The following is a 12684-nucleotide window of genomic DNA, read 5'->3' as shown; positions in this document are numbered from 1 at the left end:
CGGGATACTTAGGGATAAGGGTATATAAAATTAAACAATCCCCAGCGCGCGTTTGCCGTGGATATTCAAATCCTCCAGCGTGAAGCGTCCTTCCCAGTTAGTTTCATAATCCTCCCGTGGAAAATCACCCGGCGACGCACCTTTTTCCAGCGCGGCCTTCACTTTGTGGGCGTAGGCCAGATTCTTTTCGCACATCGGTGCGGCAGGAATGTACATCACGTTACCCCAACCCTGCTGATTTTCCACCGGTGCGACGGAGTGAATCACATCACAATGCCACCAGACGGAGTCTCCGGCGTCCAGTTGTGGAATGCTGGTTAACGCTTCAATCAGCAGAGGATGCCATTGCGTGGAAATCGGCAGCACCCGGCCGGGCGCAACGCCGCAAAGTTCATCTTCTGGCACATCGTCAAGCAATGGGCGTAACAGCACATACGCCATCGCTTCAGGGATAGGGACCACATGCAACAATCCCTGACCTGGCAGCATATCGGACAGTGCAGTCCAGCCCTGGAAGGTACGGAATACCGAACATTTGGTGGTGTTATCCACCGTGTACTCTTCTACCTCAGTGCGATGCGCCGCCTGCCACGGATCGTAATCTTCCAGCTTGCCATTGAAAACATGAGCAAAGACCTGCTGATATGCCGGAAGAAGCCAGCGTTCCAGCGCGCCGGAATCCGTATGCGCGCCCAGCCCTTTAGACGTGGTTCCCGGCGGTCGACGGCGAATGCGGTCAGGGTAAATAACGCTGATATCCGGGTTAAACCATTGTTTACCTTCGCTTGTAAAGGTCCACAAACGATTGAGGAACGACTGTGCATTGGCCATTTCTTCACTCTGGCGGGCCTGCATCTGCGCCTGGGACCAGTAGATGGGGTAGATTTCAGGCCGTGATGCGCTCAGAGTACCGAAGAAATTATCGCCGGGTCCTTTATAGACGTCGTCAAAGTGGTTGCGGTCCAGATAGTCCAGCATTGAGCTGTCCCATCCGAGAGCCTGTTCGCGAGGGAAATGACCTTTAATGACTGCGCATCCGCGACGCTTAATTTCTTCACGCTGCTCTGCACTTACGTGGCCCGCTTTGATATCTGCATAAGATATCACCGGCCACACCGGGGCACCTTGCGCTTTGAGGGCGTTGATTTCCGCCACGCGGGTGGTGATAGCATCGCTCAACTGATTGAAGATTAACTGAACATCCCCAAGCTGTGCCCGCAGTTGCTGTTTCATCTGCCGGATTGCCGCTTTGTGATCGGCGGGTAGCGTGTCGCTGGTAAAAGTAAAAGCCATATCCACCTCGCATTAACTTTCATTCGAAACTTAACTAACTTACAAATGATAATATAAGTTAAAATTTAGTTAACGCAAGTTTAAAACTTGATGGAGTGAGCAAAATAGAAAAAGGGTGAAAACCGGGATGAGGGATACCCCGGTTGGCAGGATTAGACGTTAAAAGGGGAGGTGTTATCTAGCACAGCCTGAATTACGTTCAGCGCGCCCTGATGGTTATTGTCGTCGGTCTGATAGCGAGCAATCGCTTTGATATTCTCTGCCGCGTTGGCCATGGCGAAAGAGTAGTGCGCCATTTTCAGCATTTCCGCGTCGTTTCCGCTATCGCCAATGGCGACTACGTTTTGCGGTGACAGGTTCCAGCGTTTAAGCAGGCGGCTGATCCCGTTGGCTTTATGTAGGCCCGGAATGATCAGATCGATAAACCCGAAGCCGCTGGTGACGGGCTTCATGATGCCGTCCAGCGCAGCATGCAGGTGATCGATAACCAATGGGATTTGTTGGTCCGGTAAATTTAGCGAGAACTTGAACAGCACATCGTCGATATCCTGATAATCCTTTACGGGTTTCAGGCGATGGTAGTGTTTTGACATCAATGCGACAAAGGACTCCGGCGCATTTTCGCTAACGTAAGCGCTTTGCAGCCCGCAAGCCACAAAGTTGAGCTGCTTATCTTTTAGCAGTTCACCAATGACAATACGGGATTCGTGGCGGGTAAGCTCGCCGTGAAACAGCTGCTTGCCATGCTCATAAACCAGCGCGCCATTCTCAGGGACAAACGATATTTCGTCTTTAAGCTCCGGGAAAAAGGAGATCAACTGGTAATACTGGTTGCCGCTGGCCACGACAAATTCGATATTTCGTTTTTTCAGTTCCTGATACTGCGCCATAAAACGTGCACGATCGTATTTCTTGGCGTCGTCGAGAAAAGTTCCGTCCATATCGGTGACGATAACTTTGATGGTCATAAAGATAGGCTCCTGGCGATTACTGCAACCAGAAACATTCTAATAACAATGTGACCTGTAGCACAAATTTAATTTCGAATGAAAGTAAAAAGCCGGGTAGTAGCTTCGCCTTACCCGGCTACGGGGAGAATCGTTGTAGGCCGGATAAGCGTCAGCGCATCCGGCAATGGGGAGGTTAGCGTGCCGGATGGCGGTGTGGAATCTCATCCGGCCGACAATATTGTTTACAGCATATGCTCAGTACGCGCGATGATGTCGTCTTGCGCATCCGGAGAAAGCGCAGTGAAGAAGGCGGAATAACCTGCTACACGGACCACCAGGTCACGATATTGATCCGGGTGTTTTTTGGCTTCCAGCAGCGTTTCACGGGAGACAATGTTGTACTGAATATGCCAGCCTTTGTGCTCTTCGAAGAAGGTACGCAGCAGGATCATCAGCTTTTGCTTATCGGATTCATTTTCCAGCGTGGCCGGGTTGAGCTTCTGATTTAACAGCACGCCGCCGAGAATCGAACCGGTCGGCAGTTTACCCACCGAACCAATTACCGCCGTTGGGCCGAGATGGTCCGTACCGGAAGCCGGGCTTGCGCCTTCTGCCAGCGGAGTGTGTGCTTTACGGCCATCCGGCGTTGCCATCGTTGCTGCGCCGAACGGCACGTTTGCCGAAATAGATGAGGTCCCGGCGTAGTAATTGCCGCCAACCGGGCCACGTCCGTAACGCGGATTATGATACTGTTTCAGTTCATCGATATAGGTCTGATAAGCGCGGGCCAGCAGCGTATCAACGCTATCGTCATCGTTGCCGTATTTCGGCGCGCCGTTGATCAGTCGTTGGCGTAACTGCTCATGGGTCAGACCGTCAAAATCATCGGCCAGCGCGGCGGCCAGCTGTTGTTGACCAATAGCGCCCTGTTCAAAGACCAGTTTCTTCACTGCTGCCAGGCTGTTACCGAGGTTGGCAATACCCACCTGCAAACCCGATACCCAGTCATACTTCGCGCCGCCTTGCTTAATGCTTTTCGCCCGTTCAATGCAGTCGTCTACCAGCGCGGAACACAGAATATCGTGCACGTTCTCTTCCAGCATGGTGTCGACGACATACTCAATTTCTATGGATTTACGCGTGTAGTAGCGGATCTGCGTATCCCAGGCATCCATCACTTCGTCGAAATTGTTGAAGTTACCAGCCGAGAGCGCTTTTTCCTGTGGCAGAAAGACTTTGCCACTGGTGGCATCGCGCCCACCTTCCAGTGCCGCCAGCATCACGCGGGCAAAGTTAATAAAGCTCATGCCGGTGCAACGGTAGCCCCATTTCCCGCCAACGGCGGTTTCGATACACCCAATGGCCGCATAGTCATAGGCATCCTGCGGTTCAATGCCCAACTTAATGAATTCCGATATGACGATTTCATCGTTGTTAAAGGCTGGCATCCCGAAACCGCAGCGGATCACCTGCACGCAGGCATCAAGGAAGTCATTACTCATCCCCGCGTGATAACGCACGCTCAGGTTTGGCTGCGTAGAACGCAGACGGCCGCAGGACTCCAGAATCGCGTAGGAGAGCGGGTTGACGGCATCCATCGGCTGGCCGTTGACCAGGTTTTGACCACCAATGGTCACGTTCTGATACAGCGGGCTACCCGCTGAGGCTTTCGAATGGGAGCCGGAACGGATTTTGTTCACTTCCAGCAGTTTCAACCAGCAGCTGTGCAACAGTTCAATAGCGTGCTCACGATCAAGACTCTGGTTCAGTTCAACGTCACGACGATAGAACGGATAGAGGTATTGATCCATACGACCGAACGACACCGAGTGACCGTTTGATTCAATTTGCAGGATCAGCTGGATGAAATAGCATAACTGCAATGCCTGCCAGAACGTTTTTGGCGGTTCATGGGCGATCACATCGCAGTTTTCCGCCATGGTCAGCAGTTCATCTCGACGGCTGGTGCGGGTTTCCATGGATGCCATTTTACGTGCCAGCGCGGCAAAGCGCTCGATGTGCAGACTGACGGCTTCCAGCACGATATCAATCGCTTTCAGGAACTGATCGCCATGGAGGTCTTCCAGACATGTCAGATTGATGCGGGAGCGACGTTCATCGACTTTGTGACGCAGGCCGTCGAGACCTTTTTCCAGCAGCAGCGGGAAGTTTACCGCCAGGTGTGCGTCGCCGGAGGTCATGTTACCTTCGGCTTTGATAATACCGGTTTCCAGCAGCCCTTTCTGCTCATCAGTGAACATCCCGTAGCAGCGATCCTGCACGGTTTGACCACGCCACCATGGGCACACCTCATGCAATACACGTTTGTTCTCTTCGCTTACCGCAAAGCCTGCGCCCGGTCTGTCGGCGAGGTCGTCGATCTCTTTTTCAATCCACGAGACGGTGTATTCCGGGAAGATAGGCGCGGCACGCACTTCGCTTGCCTGGTTACCAATGATCAGTTCGTCATGTTTGATCCAGATGGTGCGTTCCGCCAGATGATGGGCTAGCGCCAGTGCGCGACGTACCGGGATAGGCTTATCCAGGTGTTGCTGATACATCTCGGTATAGTGCTGGGCGCGCTCGGTACAAACCGGTGGTTTCACGATGTGGATCAGGGCCGTTTTATGCGCTTTGATACGGTCGCTGAGTGTGTCCAGTTTCAGAGTGGTCATGGCGATTATCCTCGTAGGGTCGCGGTTAAACCTTTAAGGCTGGCGTACTGCTGGGCAAATTCGAGCAGTGCTGGCGCATCAAGCGGTTTATCCGGTGCGTTGTAGGGTTGACTGAGTAAGTGGTATTTGTTGATGCCAAGGGTGTGGTAGGGCAAAAAATGGATCTCACCGACGTGAAGCTCATCGGCGGCAAAATCGGTAATGGCCTGAATAGCGGCTTCGTCTGCGTTGAATCCCTGAATCAGCGGTACGCGGATAATCATTTTTTTACCGGCGGCAGCCAGTTTTTTTAGATTTTCCAGTACGCGAGAGGCACGCCCATCGGTCCATTGTTTAAACGGCGCATCTGCAACGTGTTTTAGATCTGCCAGAAACAGATCGACGTCAGGTAATGATGGTTCAATATACTTCCACGGGACATGCAGACAGGTTTCCACTGCGGTATGAATGCCTGCGTCGTGGCTGGCTTTGAGCAAAGCAGCTGCCAGCTCTGGCTGCATAAACGGTTCACCGCCGGACAGGGTGAGGCCTCCGCCACTGCGGTCGTAAAACGGTTTATCTCGCAATACGGTCGCCATGATATCGTCCACGCTTTTTACCTCTCCGCAGACGGTTAACGCCTGAGTCGGACAGCAGTCGGTCAGTACGGTGAGAGCGTCATCGGTCAGTTTTTCGCGATGAATAAGTAATCCGCCCAGCGCCCGTTCAATCACCGCGGGTGCAGCCTGAGCACAGAGATCGCAACCGTCGAGGCACAAACGCGCGTCATATAGCAGGTCCTGCGTGCGGGCGCGGCTTTCCGGATTCTGGCACCACCGACAGCCCAGGGAGCATCCCTTAAGGAACACCACGGTACGAATACCGGGGCCATCATGCGTGGAGTAGCGCTGGATATTGAAAATCATAAGCGACCTCTTTTCTTTCGTATAAAGATTAAATTACTTTCGAATGAAAGTTATATTGACATGCGTCAACTAACCGTGAGGTTTCGCCGTGCTACCTTTTATTCATGCTAATTATTCGTTTGAGGAAAGGTTATGGAACTCTATTTAGATACGTCTGATGTTGATGCGGTAAAAGCTCTGGCGCGCATTTTCCCGCTGGCAGGGGTGACCACTAACCCGAGCATTGTGGCGGCAGGGAACCAGACGCTGGAAGTACTACTGCCGCAACTGCAGGAAGCGATGGGAGGGCAAGGGCGTCTGTTTGCTCAGGTGATGGCGACGACCGCCGAAGGTATGGTCAGCGATGCGCGTAAACTGCGGACAATCATTGCGGATATCGTGGTCAAAGTACCAGTGACGGCAGAAGGTCTGGCGGCGATTAAGCTTCTAAAAGAAGAAGGGATCCCGACGCTGGGTACCGCGGTATACGGTGCTGCTCAAGGGTTATTGGCTGCTCTGGCGGGTGCGGAATACGTTGCGCCATACGTTAACCGCGTGGATGCGCAAGGAGGGGATGGCATTCAGACGGTGGCCGACCTGCAGACGTTACTGAAAATGCATGCCCCGCACGCCAAAGTACTGGCAGCCAGTTTTAAAACACCGCGTCAGGCACTGGATTGTCTGCTGGCGGGCTGCGAGTCCATCACGCTACCGCTGGACGTTGCTCAGCAGATGATTAGCTCTCCGGCGGTTGATGCTGCCGTCGCGAAGTTTGAGCACGACTGGCAGAGCGCATTCGGTCGCACGTCGATCTGATGCTGTTGCCGGGTGGTGCTAACGCTTACCCGGCCTACGTTGGAGCCGTTGTAGGTCGGGTAAGCGTTAGCGCCACCCGACTTTTTTACTGCCCGCAAACCTCACACCCCGGGTTGCGCATCAGCTTCATTTCGCGAAACTGGCAGGTCATGGCATCGTACATGACGATTTTTCCGGATGCCGGTTTACCGTAGTTTGCCAGTAGCTTAATGGCTTCCATCGCCTGTAACGATCCGATCACGCCGATCAGCGGGGCCATCACTCCGGCTTCTACGCAGGTCAGGGCATTTTCACCGAACAGACGACTCAGGCAACGGTAGCAGGGCTCACCGTCCTGGTATGTAAATACGGTAATTTGTCCTTCCATGCGAATAGCTGCACCGGAAACCAGCGGGACTCTGGCGGCAAAACATCCGGCATTCAGCTGATTGCGGATGCTGACGTTATCCGTACAGTCCAGCACCAAATCGTGTTCGGTAATAAGCGCGTGAATCTCGCTATCGTCAAGCAGCGCATTCACCGGCGTAATGGCGATATAAGGGTTAATCCGCGCTAGCGCGTCACGGGCGGATAGCACTTTGGGTTGCCCGACGGTTGCATCGCTGTGCAGCGTCTGGCGTTGGAGGTTCGACACGGAGACCGTGTCAAAGTCGAGCAGGGTTAAATGCCCGACGCCAGCGCCCGCAAGGTACTGGGTTGCTGCGCATCCCAGTCCCCCCAGACCAACGACCAGTACCCGCGCATCTTTGAGCGCTTCCTGACCTTCGAAATCGAAGCCGCGCAGAATGATTTGCCGGTTATAGCGCATCATCTCCTGGTCGCTGAGTTCCGCCATTACAGGCCTCCAAACAGTGCGTTAAACGGCTCGACCTCAACCCATTCTCCGGCCTCAACGTTACCACGATCGCGCTCCAGCACGATAAAGCAGTTGCCCTGGCTAAAGGAGCTAAAAATATGCGAGCCCTGGTGTCCGGTGGTGGTGACTTCCAGTTCGCCTTCCGCGGTACGCTGCAATACACCACGTTGAAAATCCAGACGCCCTGGCGTTTTCTTCAGGCGTGAGGCTGTGCGCACGCGCTGGCGCGGAGGTAACCCACAGGCGGTGTTGCCGCTGAGTTTCGCCAGCAGCGGTTGCACCAGCTGATAAAAGGTGAGGGCCGCAGAAACCGGATTACCCGGCAGGCCGCAAAACCAGCTGTTGCTCAGTTTACCAAACGCGAACGGTTTACCGGGTTTGATGGCCAGCTTCCAGAAGGCAATTTCTCCCAGCTCTTCCAGAATGGTTTTGGTGTAATCCGCTTCGCCTACCGAAACGCCGCCAGAGCTGATGACGACGTCGGCCTGGCTGTCGGCTTCGATAAATGCGGCTCGCAGCGCGTTTGGATCGTCGCGAATAATTCCTAAGTTGATCACTTCGCAGCCCAGCTGCTGCAGCATCAGGTGAACGGTCAGACGGTTTGTGTCATAAATCTGCCCGTCGCCCAGCGGTTGACCCGGCAGTTGCAGCTCATCACCGGTGGAGAACAACGCCACGCGAACTTTGCGAACGACCGGTACTTCGGCAATGCCGAGCGAGGCCAGAACAGGAAGCTCGGCGGTTGTCAGACGAGTTCCGGTAGGGAATACCACCGCGCCGTTTGCTATATCTTCACCGCGCAGACGAATATTTTGTCCGCTGCGGACCTCGGCGGTAAAACGCACACCGTCGTCAGTTTGTTCTGTTTGCTCCTGCATCACCACCGCTTCACAACCGGCAGGCACCGGGGCACCGGTCATAATGCGGATGCAGGTTCCCGCAGGCCACTCGCCGTGGAATGGTTGACCAGCAAAGGCTTTGCCAGCCACCGCAAGAGGCTGGTCTGATTGTAAATCGGCTAATCGCACCGCATAGCCATCCATTGCCGAGTTATCGAATCCCGGCACATCAATCGGGGAGATGACGTCGGTGGCCAGAATGCGGCCAAAGCATTGAACCAGCGGCAGCGTTTCGACGGCGGTGAGTGGGGTAATACGCGAAAGCATCTGAGAGAGAGCCGTTTCAAGCGGCATCAGTCCGGCGGTAAATTCCATGAGAAGACTCCTGCGGGGCAAAATCGAATCCGCTCATTATGTCAGAAAATGGACGCGGACAGTATGCTACCTCAGGCTTAGGATCCGATCTGAGACAGGTTTTCTGCCAGAGAATAGCGCTACAGGAAAAATGCAGTATAGACTCATTATTTCTGCTTTTTTCCAGGAGGCTAAATGGCTGCGACTATCCCGAATTCAATTCGACAACAGGTGAATGCCGCCAGTGCACTGATTGCGCGGATTATAGAGGGCGACCTGGTTGCTGTTCATTTGTATGGCTCTGCTGTTGAAGGTGGCTTAAAGCCCCAAAGCGATATCGATTTACTGGTTACCATTAGGCTGCCACTGAATACCCGGCAAAGAAAAGATCTGATGCAGGGGTTTCTGGAAATATCAGCACCGCCTGGCAGCGTTGATAGCTATCGGGCGCTGGAAGTGACCATCGTGGTCTATTCACAACTTATGCCGTGGCAATTCCCACCGTCAAGAGAAATGCAATTTGGCGAATGGTTGCGTGACGATATTCGCGCGGGAATTGTTGAACCGAGACAGGTGGATCCTGATCTTTCGATCCTGCTGACCCAGGCCCGGCGCGTCAGCGTAGCGTTGTTCGGTGAACCCGCTGAGACGTTATTCAACGTCATCCCTTTTAGCGATGTCGTGCAAACGTTTCGGCATATCCTTGATATGTGGCAGAAACCGGGCGATTTAGAGGGTGACGAGCGAAATATCATCCTTACTCTGGCGCGTATTTGGTACAGCGTAGTTACGGGCAATATTGTCGCTAAAGATGAAGCCGCCTCCTGGCTTATACCGCAATTACCCGATGAGTATGCTGATACGCTGCAAGCCGCACGTGCAGAATACCTGGGGTTAACCAAAAAGAACTGGGCTGCGTCTATGCCATCTGTTGAACGCTTTGTGTTTTATGCAAAAAAACAGATTGCCGATCGGCTTGAATAATATATTCAACGATGTTGGAAGAAACTCTTTCTGTTTAACTCATCTAAATAACCTGATGGGATGGGGCGTGAGGTACGGGCCTTAACCTTTACATGACGTCTGCATCTTTCTATATTCAAAAATCGAATCAATAAGTCACAGAAATTCTGATATTTATAACCCCGGTACCTGCCACCTAATGGACGAAAAAAATGGGTAAAGCAGTCATTGCAATTCACGGCGGCGCAGGGGCTATCACCCGTTCGCAGCTGAGCCAGGAGCAAGAGTTGCGTTATATACAGGCGCTGTCGGATATCGTTGAAACCGGCCAGCGGATGCTTGAAGACGGTCGTAGCGCACTGGATGTGGTGACCGAAGCCGTGCGCTTACTGGAAGAGTGTCCGTTGTTTAATGCCGGAATTGGCGCGGTGTATACCCGTGATGAAACTCATGAACTGGATGCCTGCGTGATGGACGGTAACACGCTTAATGCGGGAGCCGTCGCCGGAGTCAGCCATTTACGCAATCCGATTCTCGCGGCGCGCCTGGTAATGGAACACAGCCCACACGTCATGATGATCGGTGAAGGGGCTGAAAACTTTGCCATTGCGCAGGGTATGGAGCGCGTATCAGCGGATATTTTCTCGACGCCAGAACGCTACGCTCAACTACTGGCGGCGCGAACAGCGGGTGAAACGGTACTGGACCATAGCGCGAGCCCGCTGGATGAAAACAACAAAATGGGTACCGTGGGGGCGGTCGCGTTAGATATGTTTGGCAATCTGGCGGCCGCAACATCGACCGGGGGGATGACCAACAAATTTCCAGGTCGGGTGGGGGACAGTCCGTTGGTCGGCGCAGGCTGTTATGCCAATAACGCAAGTGTGGCAGTCTCCTGCACCGGAACCGGGGAAGTCTTTATTCGTGCGCTGGCGGCCTATGACATTGCGGCGTTGATGGACTATGGCGGCCTGAGTTTATCCGAAGCGTGTGAACGCGTAGTGATGGAAAAATTACCGGCGCTTGGCGGCAGTGGCGGTTTAATTGCTATCGATCATGAGGGCAATGTCGCCTTGCCGTTTAATAGCGAAGGCATGTACCGCGCCTGGGGATATGCAGGCGATACGCCAACCACCGGTATTTATCGGGAAAAAGGAGATAGCGTTGCCACACAGTGATGAGCTTGATGCCAGCGACGTGCTGGCAGTCAGCAATCTGAATATTGCCTTTGAACAGGAACAGCAACGTGTCAGCGCAGTGCGTAATCTGTCATTTCGCCTGAAGCGTGGCGAAACGCTGGCGATTGTTGGTGAGTCCGGTTCAGGAAAGTCGGTAACGGCCTTGTCGCTGATGCATCTGATTGAACAAGCAGGCGGCGAGGTAAGCTGCGATGAAATGCTGCTGCGACGCCGCAACCGGCAGGTTATTGAGCTGGGTGAACAGAGCGCATCACAAATGCGTCACGTGCGCGGTGCGGATATCGCGATGATCTTCCAGGAGCCTATGACATCGCTCAATCCGGTGTTTACCGTGGGCGAGCAAATTGCCGAGTCTATACGCTTGCACCAGGGTGCCAGCCATGAAGAGGCGATGGTAGAAGCGAAGCGGATGCTCGATCAGGTGCGTATCCCCGAGGCGAAGGCGATTTTATCGCGTTATCCACACCAGCTTTCCGGCGGTATGCGCCAGCGGGTGATGATTGCCATGGCACTGTCGTGTCGCCCTGCGGTTTTAATTGCCGATGAGCCGACGACCGCGCTGGATGTCACCATTCAGGCGCAGATCCTGCAACTGATAAAAGTGTTGCAGCAGGATATGTCGATGGGAGTGATCTTCATAACCCACGATATGGGCGTTGTGGCGGATATTGCAGACCGCGTGCTGGTGATGTATCAGGGCGAGGCGGTAGAAACCGGCAGCGTTGAACAAATTTTTCACGCTCCCCAGCATCCCTATACCAAAGCGCTGTTGGCAGCCGTGCCGCAGCTTGGGGCGATGAACGGGCATGAGCTTCCGCGCCGTTTCCCGCTCATTTCATTGCACGATCCCAGTCATGTAGAACCGCAGACCGAGCAGGACACCGTGGTTGAAGGCGAGCCTATCCTACGGGTACGCAATCTGGTGACGCGTTTTCCTCTGCGCAGCGGTATTCTAAATCGCGTGACTCGCGAGGTGCATGCAGTGGAAAACGTCAGTTTTGACCTGTGGCCAGGAGAAACGCTCTCGCTGGTGGGGGAGTCGGGCTGCGGGAAATCCACCACCGGGCGGGCGCTGCTGCGCCTGGTTGAGTCTCAGCGTGGGGAAATCATTTTCAACGGACAGCGTATTGATACCCTTGCTGCCAGCAAGTTGCAGCCGCTGCGTCGGGATATTCAGTTTATCTTCCAGGATCCGTATGCCTCGCTCGATCCGCGCCAGACCGTGGGATATTCCATTCTGGAGCCGCTACGGGTACATGGGTTATTGCAGGGCGATGCGGGATCAAAACGGGTTGCATGGTTGTTGGAACGTGTAGGCTTGCTACCTGAGCATGCCTGGCGCTATCCGCACGAGTTTTCCGGCGGTCAGCGTCAACGTATCTGTATTGCACGGGCATTGGCGCTCAATCCCAAAGTGATTATTGCCGATGAATCTGTCTCGGCGCTGGATGTTTCAATTCGTGGGCAAATCATCAACCTGATGCTCGACCTACAGCGAGAATTGGGTATCGCATACCTGTTTATTTCCCACGATATGGCGGTGGTGGAACGGATCAGTCACCGTGTGGCGGTGATGTATCTTGGGCAGATCGTTGAGATAGGCACCCGGCGGGCGGTGTTTGAAAATCCGCAACATCCGTACACTCGCAAGCTGATGGCGGCAGTTCCGGTCGCCGATCCATCCCATCACCGGCCCCAGCGTGTGCTGTTGTCGGACGATATCCCCAGCAATATTCGTAAACGTGGCGAAGAGATTTCCCCCGTATCACTCCAGTTAGTTGGTCCGGGGCATTATGTTGCGCGTCCGCTACCAGAAAATGCGCTTTCGCGTTTATAACAGGCAGGCAGGGTTTAA

General features: G+C 53.9%; 10 protein-coding genes. 4 read left to right on the top strand and 6 right to left on the bottom strand.

Annotated features, from left to right (window positions below; all coding sequences use genetic code 11):
- Positions 1–30 precede the first annotated feature (30 nt).
- The 4 genes from GHC22_RS15715 to GHC22_RS15700 form a co-directional block, all read right to left on the bottom strand.
- Positions 31–1293 (bottom strand): DUF1479 domain-containing protein, encoded by a 1263-nt coding sequence (locus tag GHC22_RS15715; RefSeq protein WP_153753460.1) that lies wholly within the window; start codon positions 1291–1293, stop codon positions 31–33.
- Between the two features lie 152 nt (positions 1294–1445).
- Entirely contained in the window at positions 1446–2261 is an 816-nt protein-coding gene (locus tag GHC22_RS15710) for a Cof-type HAD-IIB family hydrolase (RefSeq protein ID WP_153753458.1), read from the bottom strand.
- 224 nt (positions 2262–2485) lie between these two features.
- Positions 2486–4918, bottom strand: a complete 2433-nt coding sequence (locus GHC22_RS15705) for a glycyl radical protein (protein ID WP_153753456.1) — start codon at positions 4916–4918, stop codon at positions 2486–2488.
- Positions 4919–4923: 5 nt separating this feature from the next.
- On the bottom strand, positions 4924–5823 hold the full coding sequence (locus tag GHC22_RS15700; RefSeq protein WP_008784219.1) for a glycyl-radical enzyme activating protein: 900 nt from the start codon (positions 5821–5823) through the stop codon (positions 4924–4926).
- A 132-nt stretch (positions 5824–5955) separates the two neighbouring features.
- Here GHC22_RS15700 and fsa point away from each other — a divergent pair, with 132 nt between their 5' ends.
- On the top strand, positions 5956–6618 hold the full coding sequence (gene fsa, locus GHC22_RS15695) for a fructose-6-phosphate aldolase (protein WP_153753454.1): 663 nt from the start codon (positions 5956–5958) through the stop codon (positions 6616–6618).
- A gap of 85 nt (positions 6619–6703) precedes the next feature.
- Here the strand turns inward: fsa and moeB are convergent, their stop codons facing one another.
- A complete protein-coding gene (gene moeB / locus GHC22_RS15690; protein WP_153753452.1) occupies positions 6704–7453 on the bottom strand; it encodes a molybdopterin-synthase adenylyltransferase MoeB in 750 nt (249 codons plus the stop codon).
- Positions 7453–8688, bottom strand: a complete 1236-nt coding sequence (gene moeA, locus GHC22_RS15685; protein ID WP_008784221.1) for a molybdopterin molybdotransferase MoeA — start codon at positions 8686–8688, stop codon at positions 7453–7455. The genes moeB and moeA overlap by 1 nt, the downstream gene beginning before the upstream one ends.
- 174 nt (positions 8689–8862) lie before the next feature.
- Between moeA and GHC22_RS15680 the strand changes: the two genes are divergently transcribed.
- The 3 genes from GHC22_RS15680 to gsiA all read left to right on the top strand — a co-directional run bounded on the left by GHC22_RS15680 (position 8863) and on the right by gsiA (position 12666).
- Positions 8863–9651, top strand: a complete 789-nt coding sequence (locus GHC22_RS15680; RefSeq protein WP_153753450.1) for an aminoglycoside adenylyltransferase family protein — start codon at positions 8863–8865, stop codon at positions 9649–9651.
- 191 nt (positions 9652–9842) lie between these two features.
- On the top strand, positions 9843–10808 hold the full coding sequence (gene iaaA, locus GHC22_RS15675; RefSeq protein WP_153753448.1) for a beta-aspartyl-peptidase: 966 nt from the start codon (positions 9843–9845) through the stop codon (positions 10806–10808).
- The gene (gsiA, locus tag GHC22_RS15670) at positions 10795–12666 is read left to right on the top strand and encodes a glutathione ABC transporter ATP-binding protein GsiA (protein WP_057067350.1); all 1872 of its coding nucleotides are present in this window, start codon (positions 10795–10797) and stop codon (positions 12664–12666) included. The genes iaaA and gsiA overlap by 14 nt, the downstream gene beginning before the upstream one ends.
- Positions 12667–12684: the final 18 nt, after the last annotated feature.

Origin of the sequence: Citrobacter sp. H12-3-2 (assembly GCF_009649895.1) — a bacterium.
Lineage (GTDB): Bacteria > Pseudomonadota > Gammaproteobacteria > Enterobacterales > Enterobacteriaceae > Citrobacter > Citrobacter portucalensis.
This window is presented reverse-complemented; position numbering and strand designations above follow the sequence as displayed.

Excerpts from the sequence above, each read along its gene's own strand:
- GHC22_RS15715 (WP_153753460.1), bottom strand. The coding sequence starts at position 1,293 with ATGGCTTTTACTTTTACCAGCGACACGCTACCCGCCGATCACAAAGCG.
- GHC22_RS15710 (WP_153753458.1), bottom strand. The coding sequence starts at position 2,261 with ATGACCATCAAAGTTATCGTCACCGATATGGACGGAACTTTTCTCGAC.
- GHC22_RS15705 (WP_153753456.1), bottom strand. The coding sequence starts at position 4,918 with ATGACCACTCTGAAACTGGACACACTCAGCGACCGTATCAAAGCGCAT.
- GHC22_RS15700 (WP_008784219.1), bottom strand. The coding sequence starts at position 5,823 with ATGATTTTCAATATCCAGCGCTACTCCACGCATGATGGCCCCGGTATT.
- fsa (WP_153753454.1), top strand. The coding sequence starts at position 5,956 with ATGGAACTCTATTTAGATACGTCTGATGTTGATGCGGTAAAAGCTCTG.
- moeB (WP_153753452.1), bottom strand. The coding sequence starts at position 7,453 with ATGGCGGAACTCAGCGACCAGGAGATGATGCGCTATAACCGGCAAATC.
- moeA (WP_008784221.1), bottom strand. The coding sequence starts at position 8,688 with ATGGAATTTACCGCCGGACTGATGCCGCTTGAAACGGCTCTCTCTCAG.
- GHC22_RS15680 (WP_153753450.1), top strand. The coding sequence starts at position 8,863 with ATGGCTGCGACTATCCCGAATTCAATTCGACAACAGGTGAATGCCGCC.
- iaaA (WP_153753448.1), top strand. The coding sequence starts at position 9,843 with ATGGGTAAAGCAGTCATTGCAATTCACGGCGGCGCAGGGGCTATCACC.